This is a genomic window from Microbacterium sp. LMX7-1.2 (assembly GCF_040675935.1).
In the GTDB taxonomy this organism is placed as follows: Bacteria; Actinomycetota; Actinomycetes; order Actinomycetales; family Microbacteriaceae; genus Microbacterium.
This window is the reverse complement of sequence record NZ_JBEGIL010000001.1, coordinates 3,306,567-3,327,931: the sequence shown is the minus strand read 5'-3', so window position 1 is coordinate 3,327,931 and position 21,365 is coordinate 3,306,567. Positions and strand designations below refer to the sequence as shown.

General features: G+C 69.1%; 20 protein-coding genes. 11 read left to right on the top strand and 9 right to left on the bottom strand.

The genetic code is table 11. The annotated features are described in order from the left end of the window. Nucleotides 1-118: 118 nt before the first annotated feature. From MRBLMX7_RS16330 to MRBLMX7_RS16295, 8 genes are all read left to right on the top strand, one after another. Nucleotides 119-433, top strand: a complete 315-nt coding sequence (locus MRBLMX7_RS16330; RefSeq protein ID WP_050722797.1) for a PTS sugar transporter subunit IIB — start codon at nt 119-121, stop codon at nt 431-433. After that, on the top strand, nt 430-708 hold the full coding sequence (locus MRBLMX7_RS16325; protein ID WP_050722796.1) for an HPr family phosphocarrier protein: 279 nt from the start codon (nt 430-432) through the stop codon (nt 706-708). The genes MRBLMX7_RS16330 and MRBLMX7_RS16325 overlap by 4 nt, the downstream gene beginning before the upstream one ends. Then, a complete protein-coding gene (ptsP, locus tag MRBLMX7_RS16320; protein ID WP_363370077.1) occupies nt 705-2,387 on the top strand; it encodes a phosphoenolpyruvate--protein phosphotransferase in 1,683 nt (560 codons plus the stop codon). The genes MRBLMX7_RS16325 and ptsP overlap by 4 nt, the downstream gene beginning before the upstream one ends. Continuing rightward, nucleotides 2,384-3,946, top strand: a complete 1,563-nt coding sequence (locus tag MRBLMX7_RS16315) for a PTS mannitol transporter subunit IICB (RefSeq protein WP_363370075.1) — start codon at nt 2,384-2,386, stop codon at nt 3,944-3,946. Before ptsP ends, MRBLMX7_RS16315 begins: the two co-directional genes overlap by 4 nt. 70 nt (nt 3,947-4,016) lie before the next feature. Then, entirely contained in the window at nt 4,017-4,448 is a 432-nt protein-coding gene (locus tag MRBLMX7_RS16310) for a PTS sugar transporter subunit IIA (RefSeq protein WP_363370073.1), read from the top strand. Continuing rightward, nucleotides 4,448-5,620 carry a mannitol-1-phosphate 5-dehydrogenase gene (locus MRBLMX7_RS16305; RefSeq protein ID WP_363370072.1) on the top strand — a complete coding sequence of 391 codons (1,173 nt, stop codon included), beginning with the start codon at nt 4,448-4,450 and terminating at the stop codon, nt 5,618-5,620. The genes MRBLMX7_RS16310 and MRBLMX7_RS16305 overlap by 1 nt, the downstream gene beginning before the upstream one ends. Before the next feature lie 96 nt (nt 5,621-5,716). Beyond that, nucleotides 5,717-7,039, top strand: coding sequence for a flavin-containing monooxygenase (locus tag MRBLMX7_RS16300; protein WP_363370070.1), 1,323 nt, complete (start codon nt 5,717-5,719; stop codon nt 7,037-7,039). 9 nt (nt 7,040-7,048) lie between these two features. After that, the gene (locus tag MRBLMX7_RS16295; protein WP_363370068.1) at nt 7,049-7,798 is read left to right on the top strand and encodes an alpha/beta hydrolase; all 750 of its coding nucleotides are present in this window, start codon (nt 7,049-7,051) and stop codon (nt 7,796-7,798) included. Between the two features lie 13 nt (nt 7,799-7,811). Here MRBLMX7_RS16295 and MRBLMX7_RS16290 read toward each other — a convergent pair whose 3' ends face one another. The 9 genes from MRBLMX7_RS16290 to MRBLMX7_RS16250 form a co-directional block, all read right to left on the bottom strand. Then, nucleotides 7,812-8,915, bottom strand: coding sequence for a polysaccharide deacetylase family protein (locus MRBLMX7_RS16290; RefSeq protein ID WP_363370066.1), 1,104 nt, complete (start codon nt 8,913-8,915; stop codon nt 7,812-7,814). Nucleotides 8,916-8,932: 17 nt separating this feature from the next. Continuing rightward, nucleotides 8,933-10,048 carry an adenosine deaminase gene (locus MRBLMX7_RS16285; RefSeq protein ID WP_363370064.1) on the bottom strand — a complete coding sequence of 372 codons (1,116 nt, stop codon included), beginning with the start codon at nt 10,046-10,048 and terminating at the stop codon, nt 8,933-8,935. A gap of 75 nt (nt 10,049-10,123) precedes the next feature. Beyond that, the gene (locus tag MRBLMX7_RS16280; protein ID WP_363370062.1) at nt 10,124-11,416 is read right to left on the bottom strand and encodes a thymidine phosphorylase; all 1,293 of its coding nucleotides are present in this window, start codon (nt 11,414-11,416) and stop codon (nt 10,124-10,126) included. Continuing rightward, complete coding sequence (locus MRBLMX7_RS16275; protein ID WP_050722786.1) at nt 11,413-11,811, bottom strand: cytidine deaminase; 399 nt, start codon at nt 11,809-11,811, stop codon at nt 11,413-11,415. Before MRBLMX7_RS16275 ends, MRBLMX7_RS16280 begins: the two co-directional genes overlap by 4 nt. Nucleotides 11,812-11,833: 22 nt before the next feature. Beyond that, nucleotides 11,834-13,117 (bottom strand): ABC transporter permease, encoded by a 1,284-nt coding sequence (locus MRBLMX7_RS16270; protein ID WP_414685149.1) that lies wholly within the window; start codon nt 13,115-13,117, stop codon nt 11,834-11,836. Continuing rightward, a complete protein-coding gene (locus MRBLMX7_RS16265) occupies nt 13,117-14,427 on the bottom strand; it encodes an ABC transporter permease (protein WP_363370058.1) in 1,311 nt (436 codons plus the stop codon). Before MRBLMX7_RS16265 ends, MRBLMX7_RS16270 begins: the two co-directional genes overlap by 1 nt. Then, the gene (locus tag MRBLMX7_RS16260; protein WP_363370056.1) at nt 14,424-15,938 is read right to left on the bottom strand and encodes an ABC transporter ATP-binding protein; all 1,515 of its coding nucleotides are present in this window, start codon (nt 15,936-15,938) and stop codon (nt 14,424-14,426) included. Before MRBLMX7_RS16260 ends, MRBLMX7_RS16265 begins: the two co-directional genes overlap by 4 nt. 139 nt (nt 15,939-16,077) lie before the next feature. Next, on the bottom strand, nt 16,078-17,190 hold the full coding sequence (locus MRBLMX7_RS16255) for a BMP family lipoprotein (protein ID WP_050722782.1): 1,113 nt from the start codon (nt 17,188-17,190) through the stop codon (nt 16,078-16,080). Between the two features lie 148 nt (nt 17,191-17,338). Continuing rightward, nucleotides 17,339-18,454, bottom strand: a complete 1,116-nt coding sequence (locus tag MRBLMX7_RS16250) for a mannose-1-phosphate guanylyltransferase (RefSeq protein ID WP_050722781.1) — start codon at nt 18,452-18,454, stop codon at nt 17,339-17,341. A 179-nt stretch (nt 18,455-18,633) separates the two neighbouring features. Between MRBLMX7_RS16250 and sdhC the strand changes: the two genes are divergently transcribed. Genes sdhC through sdhA form a run of 3 tightly spaced genes read left to right on the top strand, consistent with a single transcriptional unit; the run spans nt 18,634 to nt 21,364 of the window. After that, a complete protein-coding gene (gene sdhC, locus MRBLMX7_RS16245) occupies nt 18,634-19,074 on the top strand; it encodes a succinate dehydrogenase, cytochrome b556 subunit (RefSeq protein ID WP_082297558.1) in 441 nt (146 codons plus the stop codon). Beyond that, nucleotides 19,074-19,517, top strand: coding sequence for a succinate dehydrogenase hydrophobic membrane anchor subunit (locus tag MRBLMX7_RS16240; protein WP_050722779.1), 444 nt, complete (start codon nt 19,074-19,076; stop codon nt 19,515-19,517). The genes sdhC and MRBLMX7_RS16240 overlap by 1 nt, the downstream gene beginning before the upstream one ends. Nucleotides 19,518-19,537: 20 nt before the next feature. Then, nucleotides 19,538-21,364 (top strand): succinate dehydrogenase flavoprotein subunit, encoded by a 1,827-nt coding sequence (gene sdhA, locus MRBLMX7_RS16235; RefSeq protein WP_363370053.1) that lies wholly within the window; start codon nt 19,538-19,540, stop codon nt 21,362-21,364. Nucleotide 21,365: the final 1 nt, after the last annotated feature.

The following is a 21,365-nucleotide window of genomic DNA, read 5'->3' as shown; positions in this document are numbered from 1 at the left end:
TGCCAGGTGCGTCGAACCCCCGCGCCGGAACGGGGGTTCCGCGGGGGCGGAAAGGAACCTGTTGGCACCCGGCATCCGTCTCTTCCCAGAATGTTCTCAGGAAAGGTGGCATCGATCGATGAGGATCCTGGTGGTGTGCGGCGCGGGCGCGTCGAGCACGTTCGTCGCACAGCGACTCCGCCGTGCGGCGGCCGACGCCGGTCTCGACTGGGACGCGGCTGCGGGCACCGAGAGCACCCTCGTCGGCAGCGACCACGACCTCGTCCTCCTCGGCCCGCACATGGCGCCGCGTCTGGAAGCGCTCCGCGAGGCGGTCATCGCCCCGGTCGCGCTGCTCCCCGACGACGTCTTCGCCGACAGGGACGGCACCCGCACGCTCGCGTTCGCGCGCTCGATCATCGACGTCAGGAACACCCCGAAAGGAACACCATGACCGCTTCCCGTACCGTCCGGATCGGCTCCTCCCACGGACTCCACGCACGACCGGCCAAGCTCTTCGCACAGGCGGCGAAGGATTCGGGCATCCCCGTCACGATCGCCAAGGACTCCGGCAAGGCGGTCAACGCCGCCAGCATCCTCGGCGTGATCGCCCTGGCGATCGAGCACGGCGACTACGTCACGCTCACGGCCGACGGCGACAACGCGGAGACCGTGCTCGACACGCTCACCGAACTGCTGACGACCGATCACGACCAGGACACCGCATGAGCGAACTGCGCGGAGTGGGGATCGGTCTGGGCGTCGCCCAGGGACCGGTCGTCCGGATGACGGAGGCGCTGCCCGCGCCCGAGAACACCCCGAGCACCGAAGGCCCGGATGCCGAGCGCTCGCGCGTCCGCGAGGCGATCGCGGCCGTCGCTCAGGAGCTCACGGCTCGCGGCGAGACGGCCGGCGGATCGGCCCAGGAGGTTCTCGAGGCGCAGGCCATGATCGCGGAGGACCCGACTCTGCAGGACGAGGTCGACTCCCGCATCGACGACGGCGCGACGGCCGAGTGGGCTGTGCACGACGCCTTCGCCGGATTCAAGGCCACGCTCGAGGCCGTCGGCGGCTATCTCGGCGAGCGCGCTGCCGACCTCGACGACATCGCCCAGCGGGTGCTCGCCCGTCTGCGTGGCGTGGAGGCACCCGGCGTCCCCGATCCCGGTCACCCGTTCGTGCTGGTCGCCCGCGACCTCGCGCCAGCCGACACGGCCCTGTTGAACCTCGACCAGGTCCTCGCGCTCATCACGTTCGACGGAGGCCCCACCTCGCACACCGCGATCCTCGCCCGTGAGAAGGGCATCGTCGCGATCGTCGGCGCCGCGGCGGCCTCCGAGCTCGCGAGCGGTCAGAGCGTCATCGTCGACGCCGCAGCCGGGATCGTCACGACGGACCCGACCGATGTCGAGAAGGAGCGCGCCGAGGAGCGCGCCGCGGCGCGCCGCTCGGCGGACGCCGCTCCCCTCACTCCCGGCGCCCTCGCCGACGGCACGCTGATCCCGCTGCTGGCGAATCTGGGAAAGCCCGCAGACGCATCCGATGCCGTCGCACGTGGGGCCGAGGGCGTCGGGCTCTTCCGCACCGAGTTCCTGTTCCTGTCGTCGTCGCAGGCGCCCACCGTGGCGCAGCAGCGCGAGGCGTACCGGGAGCTGCTGGCGGCGTTCCCCGGCAAGAAGGTGGTCGTGCGCATGCTCGACGCCGGTGCCGACAAGCCGCTCGCCTTCCTCAACGACGCGCACGAGGAGAACCCCGCCCTGGGTCTGCGCGGGCTCCGCGCCCTCCGCGCGAGCGAGGACATCCTGCGCGAGCAGCTCACGGCCCTCGCCGAGGCGGACGCCGAGACCGAGGCCGAACTGTGGGTCATGGCCCCCATGGTCGCGACCGTCGAGGAGACCGCGTACTTCACGGCCCTCGCCCGCGAGTACGGCCTGAAGACCGCGGGCGTCATGGTCGAGGTCCCGTCCAGCGCCCTTCTCGCCGATCGCGTGCTGGCCCACGCCGACTTCGCCTCGATCGGCACCAACGACCTCACGCAGTACACGATGGCCGCCGACCGCCTCCTCGGATCGGTCGCCGGGTTCCAGGATCCGTGGCACCCCGCTGTGCTGCGCCTGGTCCGGGAAGTGGGCGCCGCCGGCGCACGCCTCGGCAAGCCCGTCGGCATCTGCGGCGAGGCGGCGGCGGATCCGCTGCTCGCCGTCGTGCTCGTCGGCCTCGGCGCGACGAGCCTCTCGATGGCTCCGTCCGCCCTGGCGGACGTGCGCCAGACCCTGTCCGCACGCACCCTCGACGAGGCCCGCAACCTCGCCGAACTGGCACTGGCAGCCGATGACGCCGCCGGCGCCCGACAGGCCGTGGCCGACGCCACGACCTCCCTCCCTCACCAGAAAGAGACGACATCATGACGACGACGTCACCAGCCGCCACGAGATCCGGCGGCGTTCGAGTAGGAGTGCAGCGCTTCGGCACATTCCTCTCGGGAATGGTCATGCCGAACATCGCGGCATTCATCGCTTGGGGCTTCATCACCGCCCTGTTCATCCCCGACGGATGGCTGGGAAGCAACAGCCCCGTCGAGGCATGGCGCTGGGCCGACTCGGCGATCCTTGGCGGAGGTGAGATCGATGGAGTGACCTTCCCCGGTCTCGTCGGCCCCATCATCACGTATCTCCTTCCCACGCTGATCGCGTTCACCGGTGGTCGCATGGTCCACGGTCACCGCGGTGGCGTTGTCGGCGCTGTCGCCGCGTTCGGCGTCATCAGCGGGGCCTCGGGCACCGTGATGTTCCTCGGCGCGATGATCGCCGGTCCGCTCACGGCTCTCATCCTGAAGTGGGTCGAGCGACCGTGGCAGGGCAAGATCAAGCCTGGATTCGAGATGTTGGTCGACAACTTCTCGGCCGGTTTCGTCGCGTTCTTCATGGCGCTCGCATCGTTCTTCTGGCTCGCGCCCGTGATGCGCTGGCTCACCGATCTCCTCGGCGGCGCGGTCGGCTGGCTCGTGGAGACGGGCCTCCTGCCGCTGGCGAGCATCATCGTCGAGCCCGCGAAGGTGCTGTTCCTGAACAACGCGATCAACCACGGCGTCTTCACCCCGCTCGGCACCGAGCAGGTCCAGGAGACGGGACGCAGCCTGCTCTTCCTCGTCGAGGCGAACCCCGGACCCGGTGCAGGCATGCTGCTCGCTCTGGCGGTCTTCGGCGTCGGCGTCGCGCGGGCGACGGCTCCGGGCGCGTTCCTCATCCAGTTCCTCGGCGGCATTCACGAGGTCTACTTCCCCTACGTCCTGGCCAAGCCGCTCCTGATCCTCGGCCTCATCGCGGGTGGCGCGACCGGCGTTCTCACGAATGTCATCTTCCAGTCGGGGCTGGTCGCCCCGGCCGCTCCGGGATCGATCTTCGCAGTCCTCATCCAGACGGCTCCCGGCAGCCACCTCGGCGTCATCCTGTCGGTGGTGCTTTCCGCAGCGGTCACCTTCGCGATCTCGATGCCGATCCTGCTCGCTTCCCGCAAGCGTGATCTGGCAGCAGAGGCTGCGAACGGCGACCCGCTCGCCGCAGCCATCGCGAAGACTGAGGCAAATAAGGGCAAGTCGTCCAGCACCCTGTCCAACCTGGCTGCTGCTGCCGGTGGCACCACTGCCACGGCCACGGCCGTCGCCACGACCCCGATCCAGAACATCGTGTTCGCGTGCGACGCAGGTATGGGTTCTTCGGCGATGGGCGCGAGCGTCCTGCGCAACAAGTTCAAGAAGGCGGGCATCGAGGACGTCACGGTCGTCAACCAGGCGATCGCGAACCTCGACGGCACGGCCGACCTCGTCATCACGCAGCAGCAGTTGACCGACCGCGCGAAGGCGCAGTCGCCGAACTCGGTGCACGTGTCCGTGGACAACTTCATGAACGCACCGCAGTATGAAGAAGTCGTCGAGATGGTGCGCGAACAGCGCGAATCCGGCGAGTGACAGACCGGGCGGGGCGGGTGCCACGGCATCCGCCCCGCCCCCACATCCGCAGAACCCGAAAGGAATCACCATGGGCGTCCTCACCCTCGGCCAGGTCCGCATCCACTCCGGCTCCAGCACGCAGGAGGCCGCACTGCAGGAGGCCACCGACATCCTGGTCTCCGCCGGCGCCGTGACCCCCGCGTACGTCGACGCGATGCGTCAGCGCGAGGAGACTGTCTCGACCTACATGGGCAACGGCCTGGCGATCCCGCACGGCACGAACGAGACCAAGGACGCGATCCTCGGCTCCGCGCTGTCGGTCGTGCGCTACGACGGCGGCGTCGACTGGGCCGGTGAGCAGGCGACGTTCGTGATCGGCATCGCCGGTCGCGGCGACGAGCACCTGGAGATCCTGTCGCAGATCGCGATCCTGTTCTCCGACGAGGACGACGTCGCGAAGCTCAACGCGGCGCAGACCCCGGATGAGCTGTTCGCGCTGCTCGCGGACGTGAACTCCTGATGACCGCAGCGGACACCCGGAAGGCCGTGCACTTCGGCGCGGGCAACATCGGTCGCGGATTCGTCGGCCTGCTGCTGCACGAGGGCGGCTACGAGGTCGTCTTCTCCGACGTCGCGGACGCTCTGGTCGATGCGATCAACGCGGTCGACTCGTACACCGTGCACGAGGCCGGCCCGGGAGGCTCCGACCACGTCGTCACGGGCTTCCGCGCCGTGAACAGCAAGAACGACCCGGAGGGCGTCGCGGCCGAGGTCGCATCGGCCGATGTCGTGACGACCGCGGTCGGCCCCACCGTGCTGCGCTTCGTCGCGCCGACCATCGTGGCAGGTCTCGCCCGCCGCTCCCCCGACGCCGCACCCCTGCAGGTCATGGCCTGCGAGAACGCGATCGGCGCGACCGACACCCTCCGTGCCGAGGTCGAGAAGGCCGCGGGCGCGGATGCCGCGGAGCTGCTCTCGCGCGCGGTGTTCGCGAACACCGCGGTCGATCGCATCGTGCCCGGGCAGCCGGCCGACGGGGGCGTCGACGTCACCGTCGAGCCGTACTACGAGTGGGCGATCGAATCGGGCGCGTTCGGCGCAGACCTGCCGCACATCCCCGGAGCGCACTTCGTCGACGACCTGGCGCCGTACATCGAGCGCAAGCTCTTCACGGTGAACACGGGCCACGCGGCCACCGCGTACTTCGGCGCCCGCGCCGGCATCGATCGCATCTCCGACGCGCTCGACGATCCTGACATCGCCGCGCGCGTGTCGGCCACGCTGGAAGAGACCTCGGCCGTCCTGGTCGCCGAGCACGGTCTCGATCCCGCCGACCTTGCGGAGTACCGCGCGACGATCCTCGAGCGCTTCCGCAACCCGGCGCTCGTCGACACCGTACAGCGCGTGGGCCGCCAGCCGCTCCGCAAGATCTCGCGGCACGAGCGCTTCATCGGCCCGGCGGCCATGGCCGCGGAGCGCGGGCTGACCACGACCGCGCTGATCGGCGCGGTCACGGCCGCGCTCGAGTTCGAGGAACCCGACGACGAGCAGGCCGTCGAACTGCAGGAGCTGCTGCGCACGGAGGATGCCGAGGCGTTCACCACCCGCACCACGGGTCTCGATCCGGAGCATCCGCTGTTCCCGGCTGTGCGCGACGCGGTCGCGTCCCGCCAGACCGCGCTCCGCGCCTGACACGAGGATGCCGCCCCGACGCCCCCGGCCGATACGATCGGCAGGGGGCGTCGCCCTGTGCGCGGCCCCTCGGCACGAGGACGTGCGGGGAGGACCATGAGCAGATACGCCGTGATCGGCGCGGGCCCGTCGGGGCTCGCGACGGCGCGCGCGCTCACCCGGCGCGGGATCGAGATCGAGGGCTACGAGGCCTCGCACGGTGTGGGCGGGCTGTGGGACATCGACAACCCTCGAAGCACGATGTACGAGTCCGCGCACCTCATCTCTTCGCGCACGACGACGCAGTTCGCGGAGTTCCCGATGGATTCCGACGCCGACTACCCGGATCACCGCGTGCTGCTGCGCTACTTCCGCGCCTACGCCGAGCGGTTCGGCCTCACGGATCTGTTCCGCTTCGACACGCGGGTGACCCGTCTCGCGCCGCGCGACGGCGGCTGGGATCTCACCGGCATCGGACCCGACGGCGAGCACACGCACTGGTACGACGGTGTCGTGCTCGCTAACGGCACGCTCGCCGAGCCGAACGTCCCGACGTTCCCCGGCCGTTTCGACGGGGAGGTGCTGCACACGAGCGCCTACAAGTCCCCCTCGCAGCTCGCGGGCAGGCGCGTGCTGCTGATCGGTGCGGGCAACTCCGGATGCGACATCGCCGTGGATGCCGTGCACCATGCGGCCTCCATCGACATGAGCGTGCGCCGCGGCTACTACTTCGTTCCGCGCTATCTGTTCGGCCGGCCGAGCGACACACTCAACCAGGGTCGTCCGCTCCCCGCCCGGCTCAAGCAGGCGCTCGACAGCCGCGTGCTCCGCGCCTTCACGGGGGACCCGGTGCGGTTCGGCTTCCCGAAGCCCGACTACCGCATCTACGAGTCGCATCCGATCGTGAACACCATGGTGCTGAACCACCTCGGCCAGGGCGACCTCCGCATCCGCCCCGACGTCGAACGGTTCGACGGACCGACGGTCCGGTTCCGCGACGGCTCGTCCGACGAGTACGACCTCGTGCTCCTCGCCACCGGCTACCGCCTCGACTACCCCTTCGTCGACCGGGGGCACCTGCACTGGCGTGGCGCCTCGCCGCGCCTGTTCCTCAACATGTTCCCCGCGTCGTTCAACGGTCTGTATGTCGTCGGCATGATCGAGGCGTCCGGGATCGGCTGGCAGGGGCGCTACGAGCAGGCGGATCTGCTCGCGGCGTACCTCGATGCCGTGGCGAACGATCCACCGCGCGCCGCCCGTTTCCGCGCGCGCGTCGCGGGTGAACCGTGGCCCGATGTCACCGGCGGCTACCGCTATCTCGGGCTCGACCGCATGTCGTACTACGTGAACAATCACGCCTATCGGGCGGCCGTGAGGCACGAAAGGGATGCTCTCCTGCGGCCACTCCCCGCGGCTCCCCGGCGCCGCACGACGACGTAGCCTGGAGAGGTGCAGAAGAAACGCGGTCGCCGGGTCCTGAAGGTCGTGCTGTGGGGGCTCCTCACCGTCGTGGTGCTCGGTGTCGGCGGCATCCTGGTGTGGAGTCAGGTCGGCGTGATGCCGGCTGAGCCGGAACCGCTCGCCGAGGTGCGCGCGGATCCCGCGATCCACATCGAGGACGCCGCTCAGGGCATCGTCATGACGCCGGCCGACGGCGACTCCGACCGCGGCCTGGTCTTCGTTCCCGGCGCCAAGGTCGATCCCTGGGCCTACGCGTCGATCCTGCACGGTCTCGTCGACGACGGGACGACCGTCGTGATCACCCGCCCCTGGTTGAACCTCGCGTTCTTCGACCTGCGCGGGCTGGACCAGTTCACGTCCGCCGCGCCGGACATCGACGACTGGGCCGTGGGCGGCCACTCGCTGGGCGGGGTGCGCGCGTGCCAGCTCGCCGCCGATGCCGAGGCGCTCGTGCTGTTCGGCTCGTACTGCGCCGATGACCTCTCGACGAGCGGCCTCGCGGTTCTCAGCATCTCCGGCAGCGAGGACGGACTGTCGACTCCCGCGAAGGTGAATGCTGCGCGGCATCTGCTGCCGGCTGACGCCGAGATGGTCGAGATCGACGGCGCCTCGCACGCGTCTTTCGGCGACTACGGACCCCAGGCGGGCGACGGGACGCCGGCGATCTCCCGCACCGACATGCACGCCAGGGTCGACGAGCTGCTCGAGGGATTCTTCGCGGAGCTCCCCACCCGGTGAGGTCGGGTCGCGGTCAGCCGATCCGCTTGATCAGCGCGTCCAGCCCCATGCCGTAGTCGATGCGCACGACCGGCAGGGCGTACTTGTCCGTGCCGATCGTGACGTAGCCCGGCTCGATCGTGCGGGCCATCTCGAAGCCGGCCATCGCGACGCCCTGTTTGGCCGTGTCGTTGTAGTGCCCGAACGGATACGCCATGACCTCGCGCACACCCAGGATGTCGCCGGAGGCGTTCATGTCGGCGGCGATCTCCTCGGCGGTCCAGTTGACCATGCGCCCCTTGCCGTTCGCGCCGGCCTGGTGCATGTCGTTCGTGTGCGAGCGGCGCTGCACGTAGATCGACGGCGCAGGGTCCTGCCGATACGCCGTGATCATGAACGAGGTCGAGAGCAGCTTGTACTCGTCGATCACGGGCACCGCGAGGTCGAACCACGTCTGGTCGGCGTCGTCGTCGGTGATGATCACGGAGTGCGCGGGCAGGTAGAGCCGTCCGTCGATGAACGCGCTGAGCTCATCCCAGGTGGGTAGGTAGAAGCCGGTGGTCGCGATGTGCTGCATCTGCGCCTGGAAGTCGCCGATGTACGCGTAGTTGCCGCGCAGCCAGCCCTTCTCGCCTTCGGGGTTCGTCGTGAACTGGTGGTACATGAGGATCGGGATCTGCGCGTTCTCGGCGGCGTTCGCTTCGGGCGTCGTCCACCCCGCGAACAGCTCGACCTCCTGATCGGCGCAGACCACCGGATCGGCACCGTTGACGCGGGCCGCGACCGTGAGGGCAGCCGCGTCTTCCGGGGTCGCATACCAGCCGGCGAACACGCGGCCGTCGATCGCGGGGATCGGCAACCCGACGTACAGCCCGCTCTGCGACTGCAGCATCGGATCGGCGGGGGCGCCGTCGCCCACGAACGTGACGGCGCATCCGGCGGGATCGCCCGAGTCCTTCACGAGCTGCTGCGCCGGCGTCAGCGGATGCTCTATCACCGCCCCGCTCGCCCGCGGCGACGTCTTCTCGGGCTCGCGTGTGAGCCATGCGTAACCGGCCGCGCCGGCTCCGCCGAGCACCACCAGGACAGCGAGCGTCACGGTTATCGCGATGCGCCGCTTCTTCCCCCCGGAAGCCATCCCTCAGCCCTCCATGACTAGTCGGCGAAGCCCTCGGCGATCATCTCGACGAGCTCTTCCCGCTCCTCGACCGGGAGGAAGGCTGCCGAGGCGGCGTTGAACTGGAAGGTCTCGAGGTCATCGAGGTCGTACTCGAACGCCTCGACGAGCAGAACGAGCTCGCGGGTGAGCGACGTGGCGCTCATGGTGCGGTTGTCGACGTTCACGGTCACCGCGAAGCCCAGCTGGTAGAGCAGGTCGAAGGGATGGTCTGCGAGGGTCTTGCCCCACGCCGAGATCGCCCCGGTCTGCAGGTTCGACGACGGGGACAGCTCGAGCGGGATCTCCCGATCGCGCACCCAGCGCGCGAGGTCGCCGAACTGCACCTGCACCTCATCGCCCTCCTGCGTCACGACCTGCAGGTCCTCCGCGATCCGCACGCCGTGCCCGAGGCGCAGCGCACGACCGTCCACGAGAGCGGAGCGGATGGACGCGAGGCCCGCCGCCTCCCCCGCGTGCACCGTGACGGGGAAGAAGTTCTCGGCGAGGAAGTCGAACGCCGCGCGGTGGTCGGACGGCGGAAAACCGTCTTCGGGACCGGCGATGTCAAAGCCGACGACCCCGCGTCCGCGGAAGTCGACGGCGAGTTCCGCGATCTCCCGGGCACGGTCGGCGTGGCGCATCGCCGAGAGCAGCTGACCGACGCGGATGCTGTGGCCGGCGCGGTCCGCGGCGTCCTCGCCCTCCTCCAGCCCCTGCTGGACGGCCTCGACGGCCTGGTCGAGCGAGAGGCCACGGGTGAGGTGCTGCTCGGGCGCCCAGCGGACCTCGCCGTAGATCACGCCGTCGTTCGCGAGGTCCTGCACGAACTCGCGGGCGATGCGCGTGAGTCCCTCCTCGGTCTGCATGACGGCCGTCGTGAGGTCGAAGGTCTTGAGGTACTCGACGAGGGAGCCGGAATCGCTCTTCTTCGCGAACCACTTCCCGAGCGCACGGGGGTCGTCGGCGGGCACGTCGAGGCCGATCGCGTCGGCGAGCTCGATGATCGTGGCGGGCCGCACGGCCCCGTCGAGGTGGTCGTGCAGCGACACCTTCGGCAGGGCGCGCACGGACGTCCCCTGGATGGTGACGTCGCCGTTCGCGTCGATCGACATGAGGTTCCTCTCGGTCGCGGATCCGCAGCTCTCAGGCTACCGGTCGCGGGTGCAGGCGGTGATGCGCTCGCGGGCTCAGGCGGTGATGCGCTCGCGCACGATCGGGCCGGTCTCCGGAGCCTGGTCGCCGAGCTCCCACGATCCCTCCAGCGCCTCGAGCGCCCGGGGGAACCGGGCCTCGTCGGCGGCCGAGAGCGTGAACAGCGGCTGGCCCGCGGTCACGCGGTCGCCGGGCTTGGCGTGCAGGTCGATGCCCGCTTCGAACACCACCGGGTCCTCGGCGCGCGCGCGACCGGCGCCCAGACGCCACGCCGCGACGCCGAAGGGCAGCGCGTCCATGCGGGTGACCACGCCGTCGGCCGGGGCCGTGACGACATGCGTCTCGCGGGCCGTCGGCAGTGCGGCATCCGGGTCGCCGTCCTGTGCGCGGATCATGGCCTTCCAGCGGTCCATCGCGCGCCCGTCGTCGAGAGCCTTCTCGACGTCGGCGTCCGGCTGGCCGGCGAGGGCGAGCATCTCGCGCGCCAGGGCCAGGGTGAGCTCGCGCACATCAGCGGGGCCGCCGCCGGCGAGCACCTCGACGGACTCGCGGACCTCGTTCGCGTTGCCGATCGCGAGCCCCAGGGGCACGTTCATGTCGGTGAGCAGAGCCGTGGTCGCGACGCCCGAGTCGGTGCCGAGCGCGACCATCGTCCGGGCCAGCTCCCGGGCGCGCTCGATGTCCTGCATGAAGGCGCCGGAGCCGAACTTCACGTCGAGCACGAGCGCGTCCGTGCCCTCGGCGATCTTCTTCGACATGATGCTCGAGGCGATCAGCGGGATCGCCTCGACCGTCCCCGTCACGTCGCGCAGCGCGTAGAGCTTCTTGTCGGCGGGCGCGAGACCGGAGCCCGCGGCGCAGATGACCGCGCCCACGTCGCCCTGCATCTGCGCGAACATCTCCTCGTTGCTGAGCGCTGCACGCCACCCGGGGATCGACTCGAGCTTGTCGAGCGTTCCGCCCGTGTGGCCGAGGCCGCGCCCGGAGAGCTGCGGCACCGCCACGCCGAACACCGCGACGAGCGGGGCGAGGGGAAGCGTGATCTTGTCGCCGACGCCGCCGGTCGAGTGCTTGTCGACGGTCTTCTTGCCGAGGCTCGCGAAGCTCATCCGCTCACCCGTCGAGATCATCGCGTCCGTGAGCACGCGGATCTCGTCGCGCTCCATGCCGCGCTGGAACACCGCCATCGCGAACGACGCCATCTGCGCGTCCGACACGTAGCCGCGCGTGTACGCGTCCACCATCCAGCGCAGGGCCGGCTCGGAGACCGCTCCCCCGTCGCGCTTGGCGCGGATCACGTCCACTGCGTCGAAAGGCTCTACGGTCATCGGGCGTCCTCCAGGTCGCGCGGCCCGAACGCATCGGGCAGCACCTCGTCGATCGTGCGGATGCCGGAGACGGTCTCCAGCAGCATCCCGGGCATCGCGTGCTCGAACAGGAGCTGACGGCAGCGTCCGCACGGCATGATGGTCTGCCCATCGTTGTTCACGCACACGAAGGCGACGAGCTGGCCGCCGCCCGACATGTGCAGGTCTCCGACCAGCGCGCACTCGGCGCACAGAGTCACGCCGTACGACGCGTTCTCCACGTTGCAGCCGGCCACGATGCGGCCGTCTCCGACGAGCGCGGCGGCGCCGACCTTGTAGCGCGAGTACGGCGCGTAGGCCTTCGCCATCGCCTCCGTGGCTACCTGGCGCAGCTCGTCCCAGTCGATGTCGGTCATGTGTTCTCGACTCCTCGGGGTGTCAGGACTTGATGTACGGCTTGCCGCTCGCCGCGGGGCCGCGGATCTGACCAGCGAAACCGGCGACTGCGAGCAACGTGACGACGTACGGCAGCATCAGCATGAACTCGCCGGGGATCGGCGTCTTCAGGATCGACAGCAGGTTCTGCAGGTTCGTCGCGAACCCGAAGAGCAGCGCGGCGAGCGTCGCGCGGATCGGATCCCACCGGCCGAAGATCACGGCGGCGAGGGCGATGAAGCCGAGACCCGCCGTCATGTCCTTCCCGAACTGCGGCACCGAGACGAGCGTGAAGTACGCGCCTCCGATGCCCGCGATCGCGCCCGCGAGGAGTACGTTCCAGAAGCGCGTCGAGTTCACCTTGATGCCGACGGTGTCGGCCGCCTGCGGGTGCTCGCCGACAGCGCGCAGCCGGAGGCCCCACTTCGTGCGGTAGAGACCCCACGCCACCACCGCGACGGTGATGAACATCAGGTACACGATGAAGGTCTGGTTGAAGAGCACCGGCCCGATGATCGGGATGTCGCTGAGCAGCGGGATCTCGATGCGGCTGAAGCGCACGGGGCTGTTCAGCTCCGCTTCGTGCGGTGCCAGGAGGGCTCCGTAGAGGAAGCCGGTGAGGCCGCTGACGAGCACGTTGAGCACGACTCCGACGATCACCTGCTCGACGAGGTACTTGATCGCGAACGCCGCGAGGACGCTGGCGACCAGGACTCCGCCGAGCATGGCGCCCAGAAGACCGATGAACGGGCTCCCGGTGATGCTCGACAGCAGTGCTGCGGAGAACGCACCGAGGAGCAGCTGTCCTTCGATCGCCACGTTGACGACGCCGGCCCGCTCGCCGATGACACCGCCCAGCGCGCCGAACACCAGCGGCACGGAGAGGGACACCGCGCCGAAGAGCAGGCTGGTGACGGGCACGAGCCCGCCGGCACCGGCCCACACGAGGAACGCGAAGACCGCGATCGCGCCGAACCCGGCCGCGATCCACAAGGAGGCCTTGCGGTAACTCCACGCGCGGAGGAAGGCGGCGATCGTGAGCACCACGAGGATTCCGACCACGACCCAGATGGTCGGGCCCGTGGGCAGTTCGACGTCCGGCAGGGCGAGAGCCGAGGACTGGTCGCTCAGGCGGAAGGAGCTTGTCCCGCTCCGCGGCACCAGGAGGAAGAGGAGCGCCAGGAGCACGGTGACCGCGGCGAGCACGATCGGCCCCTTGAGGTGGCGCTCACGCACTGTGGCGAGCTGGACCGTGCCGTCGGCGGCTTCGGTCTGAACGAGCGACATCATGCGGCCACCGCCTTCTTCGCAGCCTTGGCTCTCGCCTTGGCGGCCTTCTCCGCATCGGACTTGGGCAGGAAGAACACCGCGCGCAGCAGCGGCGGTGCCGCGATGAAGAGCACGACGAGCGACTGCACCACGAGCACGATGTCGACCGGGATGTCCTGCGCCTGCATCGAGAACGACCCCGCCTTCAGCGCACCGAACAGGATGCCGGCCGCGAAGGTGCCCCACGCGCGGCTGCGTCCCAGGAGGGCGACGGTGATCGCGTCGAAGCCGATCCCGGCGTCGATCGTCTCGGTGATACCCGTCGTGACGGCGCCCTGGACCTGGTTCATGCCGGCGAGACCCGCGAGCGCGCCGGCGAACAGCATCGCGTACACGTAGACGCGCTGCACGCTGATTCCGGCGGCGCGTGCGGCGTGCGGGTTCTCCCCCACCGCGCGCATGCGAAGACCGAGAGCGGACCGCTCGATGAGCCACCACACGAACAGCGTCGCGATGATCACGAGCACGAAGCCGAGATCGAGGAGCGGGAACTTCGGGCCGAGCAGCTCAGGGAACTGCGCCGACGACGGCGTCGGCGAACCGAGCGCCTGGTTCGTGCCGGGCTTCTGCAGGAGCCCCGGCGTGCGGATCATCCACAGCAGCAGGTAGTACGCCACGTAGTTGAGCATGATCGTGAGAATCACCTCGTGCGCGCCGGTGCGGGCCTTGATGAGTCCCGCGATGGCTCCCCAGAGAGCGCCGCCGGCGATGCCGGCGACGAGCGTGACGGGGATGTGCAGCCAGATCGGCAGATCGAGGTTGAAGGTCAGCAGACCGGCCACCGCGACGCCGATGAGCATCTGTCCGCGGGCGCCGATGTTGAACAGGCCCACGCGGAACGCGAGCGCGACGCCGAGGCCGGCGGCGATGAGCGGGGCGGCGAACCCCAACGTGTTCGTGAGCGGGCGGATCTGCGCGGCGAAGTCGGCCCCACGGGCGTTGAAGATCGCCCCGCGGAAGAGCGCCTCATAGCCGTTGTAGACCGCCTGCCAGGCCGCCGCGATCGTGTCGCCCGGACGTGCGAAGAAGTAGCCCGAGGCCTCCTGCACGTCCTCGTTCGTGAACGCGATGAGCACGCCGCCGACGACGAGGGCGAGGAAGATCGCGAGGATCGTCGAGACTGCGCTCCCGCGCAGGATCTCCTTGAGGATGACGTTGCCGCGCGGGGGCGGGGGCACGTCTCCCGTCAGCGGGCCGGTCGCCCGCGGGAGCTGTTCGGCGGGGAGGCCCTTGACGGCATCGTCCGCTCCCGGTGTGGTCCCGCTCATGCGGCTGCCTCTCCTTCGGCGGCGCCCGCCATCATCAGACCCAGCGTCTCGCGCGGGGTGTCGCCGGGCACGATGCCGACGATGCTTCCTCGGTACATGACCGCGATCCGGTCGGCGAGAGCCGCGACCTCGTCGAGTTCCGTCGAGACCACCACCACCGGGACCCCGGCGTCGCGCGTCTCGATGATGCGCTTGTGGATGAACTCGATCGATCCGACGTCCACACCGCGGGTCGGCTGCGCGGCGACGAGGAGGCGCAGCTCGCGGCTCATCTCGCGCGCGATCACGACCTTCTGCTGGTTTCCCCCGGACAGCGTGCCCGCGGGGGTGTGCGGGCCCTGCGTGCGGATGTCGTACTCGGAGATCCGCTCCTTCGCGAACTCCTCGAGTGCGGCGCGGCGGATGGTGCCCCCGCGGCTGAACGCCTGGTCGTCTGAGCGGTCGAGGATCAGGTTCTCCGCGACGGAGAACCCTCCGACCAGTCCGTCCTCGTTGCGGTCCTCGGGCACGAAGCCGACTCCGGTGTCGAGGATGGCGCGCACGCTCTTGCCCACGAGCTGCGTGCCGTCGAGCGTGATGGAGCCCTCGACCCGGGCTGCGAGGCCGACGATGGCCTCGACGAGCTCGGTCTGGCCGTTGCCCTGCACTCCGGCGATCGCGAGGACCTCTCCGGGTCGCACGGTGAAGGCGACGTCGTCGACGACGATCGCACCGCTCGGGGTCAGCACGCGGAGACCCTCGACCTCGAGTCCGCCATCGCCCAGTCGCGGTGCCTCCTTCTGAACCGTGAGCTCGACGGCGCGTCCGACCATGAGCGAGGCGAGCTCGGAGTTGCTGGCAGTCGGCGACGCTTCGCCGACGATGCGCCCGAGACGCACGATCGTGATGGTGTCCGCGACCTCGCGGACCTCACGGAGCTTGTGGGTGATGAAGACGATCGCGGTGCCCTCTTCGCGGAGCTGCCGCATGATGCCCATGAGCTCGTCGGTCTCCTGCGGGGTCAGCACGGCGGTCGGCTCGTCGAACACGAGAACCTTCGCATCGCGCGAGAGCGCCTTGATGATCTCGACGCGCTGCTGCACGCCGACGGGGAGGTCGCCGACGATCGCGTCGGGGTCGATGTCGAAGCCGAAACGCGCGGCGACGGCACGCACGTGCTCGCGGGCCTTCGCGATGTCGAGGCGTCCGACGCCCTTCGTCTGCTCGTGGCCGAGCATGACGTTCTCGGCGACGGTGAAGACGGGGACGAGCATGAAGTGCTGGTGCACCATGCCGATGCCCGCGTTCATCGCGTCTCCGGGGCCTCGGAACCGCTGCACGACGTCGTCGAGGAGGATCTCTCCCTCGTCGGCCTGGTAGAGGCCGTAGAGGACGTTCATCAGCGTGGACTTGCCTGCGCCGTTCTCACCGAGAAGAGCGTGGATCTGCCCCGGCTCGACCACCAGATCGATGTGGTCGTTGGCCACGAGGCTACCGAATCGCTTGGTGATGCCGCGAAGTTCGAGCTTCATATCTGCACCTTATCCAGAAGTGTCCGTGGAGTCCCGGGCGCGACGGCGGAAATCCGCGCACGCTGAGGACGGTCGTCCGTCCACGGCGCGGGGCGAGTGGCCGCTTGCTCCACTCGCCCCGCCCTGGACCTGCTGCGACTTACGGGGAGTTCGGGGACTCCACCGTGATGTCGCCCGAGATGATCTGCTCCTGGAGAGCGGCGATCTCATCGAGCAGCCCGTCGGGCAGCTCGGACTCGAACGAGCCGAAGCCCGAGAGCTTCACGCCCTCGTTCTCGAGGGTGCCCACGTAGGGCGCCGGGTCGAAGTCGCCCTCCGAGGCCGCGATGGTCGCGTCCTCGACGGCGACGTCGATCGCCTTCATGATCGAGAAGAGGGTGACGTCAGCCACGCTCTCGTCGGCGACGGCGAGGTCGCTGTCGACGCCGACCATGAGGGTGTCCTTGCCGCTGTCCTTGATGGCTGCCGCGGCGCTCTGGTAGATCGGGCCACCGACCGGGAGGATCACGTCGACGCCCTGGTCGAGCACACCCTGAGCGGTCTGCTTGGCGGTGTCGTTCGCGTCGAAGCCACCCGTGAACGAGCCCTCCTGCGTCGCGACGTCCCAGCCGAAGACCTGCACGGCACCCGACTTGTCCTCGTTGTACTTCTCGACACCGAGCTCGAAGCCGTCCATGAACACGGCGACGGACGGGATCTGCATGCCGCCGAAGGTGCCGACCTTGTTCACACCGGCCTGCGCCGACCAGCCGGCCGCGGCGTAACCGCCGAGGTACGCGGCCTGGGCCGTGTCGAAGACGAGGGGCTTGATGTTCGGCGCGTCCGTCGTGCCGTCGAAGTCGTTGTCGGCGTAGTCGTCGATGATCGCGTAGTCGATGTCCGGGTTCGCGAGAGCGGACTCGACGGTCGCGGCGGACAGCTTGAAGCCGACCGAGACGATGAGCGAGCACCCTTCCGAGACGGCGGTCTCGAGGTTCGGGGCGTAATCGTTGTCGTTCGCCGACTCGAACTCGAGCGGCTTCACGCCGAGGGTGTCCGCGGCGCGGTCCATGCCTTCCTTGGCGGACTGGTTGAACGACTTGTCGTTCCAGCCCCCGGCGTCGGAGACGAGGCACGGCAGGAAGTCGGATGCAGCGTCGCCGCCTCCGTTGCCGCCCGACTCGGTCGGAGCCTGGCCGCAGCCGGCGAGTGCGAAGACGACGCCCGCGGCGATGGTGGCGCCGAGCAGCTTCTTGGTGGTGGAGATGGTCAACTCATGCCTCCCTCAACGAACCCGCGGCCCTCGCGGATCGATCAAAGTTACCTACTGTTTCGTCATTCGCGCATACCGGAGCGGGCGGCTTCGGTGAATGGTTACGAACCTGAAATCTGAGCGACACATGAGCACCTCGGGGTGCGCATCAGAGCACGTCGCCTCGACCGGTGAGTTTGAGGGACTCCACGACGCCCTTCACGCGCTGCGCGTTCTCGACCGTCGTGACCAGCAGGGCGTCAGGGGTGTCGACGACCACGATGTCCTGCACACCGACCAGGCTGATCACACGGGACGTCTGGCTGACCAGGATGCCGCTCGCCGCATCCGTCAGCACGCGGGCCTTCGGACCCAGCACGGCCAGGTCGCCCTTGCGTCCGTTCGTGATGAGCTTCGTGAGCGAGGCGAAGTCCCCCACGTCGTCCCAGTCGAAGTGGCCGGGCACGACGGCGAGGCGTCCGCGGGTCGCCGCGGGCTCCGCGACGGCGTAGTCGATCGCGATCTTCTTGAGCCCCGGCCAGATGCGGTCGACCGCCGGCCCTCGGCGCTCGCGGTCGTCCCACGCCTCCGCGAGCTCGAGGAGCCCGGCGTGCAGCTCCGGCTCGTTGGCGGCGAGCTCGTCGAGCAGGACGCTCGCCTTCGCGATGAACATGCCCGCGTTCCACAGATAGTCGCGGCTCGCGAAGTACGCCTTGGCGGTCTCGAGGTCCGGCTTCTCGACGAAGCTCTCGACGAGCGCGGCCTCCCGCGCCCCGTCGACCACCAGCTCCGGGCCCCTCTTGATGTACCCGAAGCCGACCGCGGGCTCTGTCGGCGAGATGCCGATCGTGCAGATGTACCCCTCGCGCGCGACCTCCACGGCGTCCCTCACCGCGAACTCGAACACGCGAGTCCCGCGGATGACGTGGTCGGCGCTGAAGGAGCCGATGATGACGTCCGGGTCGCGACGGTGCAGGATCGCGGCCGCCAGTCCGATCGCAGCGGCGGATTCACGGGGCTCGGACTCGAGGAACACATTGAGGTCGGCGATTCCGGGGAGCTCCGCCTCGACGGCGGCTCGATGAGCGCGCCCCGTGACGACGGCGATGCGGTCGGGTCCCGTGAGCGGCTCGAGGCGGTCCCAGGTGTCGCGGAGCAGGGAGTGCCCGGATCCCGTCAGATCGTGCAGGAACTTCGGCGCATCCGCGCGCGACAACGGCCACAGACGGCTGCCGATTCCTCCGGCGGGGATGACGGCGTAGAAGTTCTCGATGGGTCGGCTCACTCTGTCAGCGTAGCCCGAGGCGTTGTCTCGACATCGAGATGGTTAGGGTCCCCTTCGTCGCCCGCAGGCTCCGCGCGGGAATAAGATGGACGTCGATCGGGCATGCCTGACTTCGACAGGGTCAACCTGTACGGGCGCAGTGCACGCGACCGAGTCACATCGATCCAGGGAGGACGACCGTGTCCACAAGCGCTCGCTTGACACCGTCGATTTCGGAAACCACGTCCAAGACCCCCCGCGGCACCCTCTACCGGGGTCGCGAAGGCATGTGGTCGTGGGTGCTTCACCGCATCACCGGAGTCGCCATCTTCTTCTTCCTGTTGGTGCACGTGCTCGACACGGCGCTCATCAGGGTGTCGCCCGAGGCGTACAACGCCGTGATCGGCACGTACAAGAACCCGATCATGGCGCTCGGCGAGGTCGTACTCGTCGCCGGCATCGTGTTCCACGCCATGAACGGCCTGCGCATCATCGCGGTCGACTTCTGGTCGAAGGGCGCGAAGTACCAGCGCCAGCTGTTCTGGGGCGTGCTGCTCGTCTGGGGCATCATCATGGCCGGCTTCGTGCCTCGCCACCTGATGCTCGCGTTCGCCGGCTTCGGCGCCGGAGGAGGACACTGATGACCGCTCAGACCGTCGCCGCGCCCGTACGCACCCGCCGCGGAGTGAACCTCGAGAAGTGGGGCTGGCTCTTCATGCGCGGCTCCGGCGTGCTCCTCGTGATCCTCATCTTCGGGCACCTCTTCATCAACCTCATGGTCGGCGAGGGCATCCACGCCCTCGACTTCGCCTTCATCGCCGGCAAGTTCGCCACGCCGTTCTGGCAGTGGTGGGACGTCATCATGCTGTGGCTCGCGCTGATCCACGGCGCGAACGGCATGCGCACGATCGTGAACGACTACGTCACGAACAACACGGCGCGCAAGGCGCTCGTCTGGGCCCTCGGTCTCGCCGCGGCTCTGCTCATCCTCCTCGGCACGCTCGTGGTCTTCACGTTCGACCCGTGCCTCGGAGTGACCGAGTCGAGCACGCTGTGGGAACAGTGCCAGACGCTGGGCAAGTAGAAGAGAAGGCATAAGAAGAAGTGACTACCGAGACCCAGGACTCCTTCGTGCGCGACGGCGTGCACTACCACCAGTTCGACATCGTCATCGTGGGAGCCGGCGGCGCCGGCATGCGCGCGGCGATCGAGGCAGGACCCGGCGCCAAGACCGCCGTGATCTCCAAGCTCTACCCGACGCGCTCCCACACGGGTGCGGCGCAGGGCGGCATGGCCGCAGCCCTCGCGAACGTCGAGGAGGACAGCTGGGAGTGGCACACGTTCGACACCGTCAAGGGCGGCGACTACCTCGTCGACCAGGACGCTGCGGAGATCCTCGCGAAGGAGGCCATCGACGCGGTCATCGACCTCGAGAACATGGGCCTCCCCTTCAACCGCACGCCCGAGGGCAAGATCGACCAGCGCCGCTTCGGCGGCCACACGGCCGAGCACGGCAAGACGCCGGTGCGTCGCGCGTGCTACGCCGCAGACCGCACGGGTCACATGATCCTGCAGACGCTGTTCCAGAACTGCGTCAAGCTCGGCATCAACTTCTTCAACGAGTTCTACGTGCTCGACCTCATCACGGTGAAGGATGCCGCGGGCGCGACGCAGATCGCGGGCGTCGTGGCGTACGACCTCTCGACCGGAGAGCTGCACGTCTTCCACTCCAAGGCCGTGATCTTCGCGACCGGCGGCTTCGGCAAGATCTTCAAGACCACCTCGAACGCGCACACCCTCACGGGCGACGGCGTGGGCATCGTGTGGCGCAAGGGCCTCCCCCTCGAGGACCTCGAGTTCTTCCAGTTCCACCCGACCGGCCTCGCCGGGCTCGGCATCCTCCTCACCGAGGGCGCGCGCGGCGAGGGCGCGATCCTGCGCAACGCCTCCGGCGAGCGGTTCATGGAGCGCTACGCACCGACCATCAAGGACCTCGCTCCGCGTGACATCGTCGCTCGCTGCATGGTGCAGGAGGTCGCAGAGGGCCGCGGTGCCGGCCCCCACAAGGACTACGTGCTGCTCGACTGCACGCACCTCGGCGCGGAGGTCCTCGAGACCAAGCTCCCCGACATCACGGAGTTCGCCCGCACCTATCTCGGCGTCGACCCCGTGGTCGAGCCGGTCCCGGTCATGCCGACCGCGCACTACGCGATGGGCGGCATCCCGACCAACAACGCCGGCGAGGTCCTCGCCGACAACGACACGGTCGTCCCCGGTCTCTACGCCGCCGGCGAGTGCGCGTGCGTCTCGGTGCACGGCGCCAACCGCCTCGGCACCAACTCGCTGCTCGACATCAACGTGTTCGGCAAGCGCTCGGGCCGCAACGCGGTCGAGTACGTCAAGACCGCCGAGTTCGTCCCGCTGCCCGAGAACCCCGCGGCCTTCGTGTCCGACATGCTCGAGGGTCTGCGCAACAACCAGGGCACCGAGCGCATCGCCGTGCTGCGCAAGACGCTGCAGGATGAGATGGACAAGGGCGCGCAGGTGTTCCGCACGCACGACTCGCTGCAGCACGTGCTGGGCGTCATCGCGGAGCTGCGCGAGCGCTACAAGAACGTGCACGTCGACGACAAGGGCCACCGCTTCAACACCGACCTCCTCGAGGCGGTCGAGCTGGGCTTCCTGCTCGACATCGCCGAGGTCGTCGTCTACGCGGCGCAGAACCGCGAGGAGAGCCGCGGCGGTCACATGCGCGACGACTTCCCGAAACGCGACGACGAGAACTACATGCAGCACACGATGGCGTACCTCACGGGCGACCCGCATTCGTCCGACCCGAGCGATCACATCAAGCTCGACTGGAAGCCCGTCGTCTTCACCAAGAACGAGCAGGGCGAGTTGAACTACCCGCCGATGGAGAGGAAGTACTGAG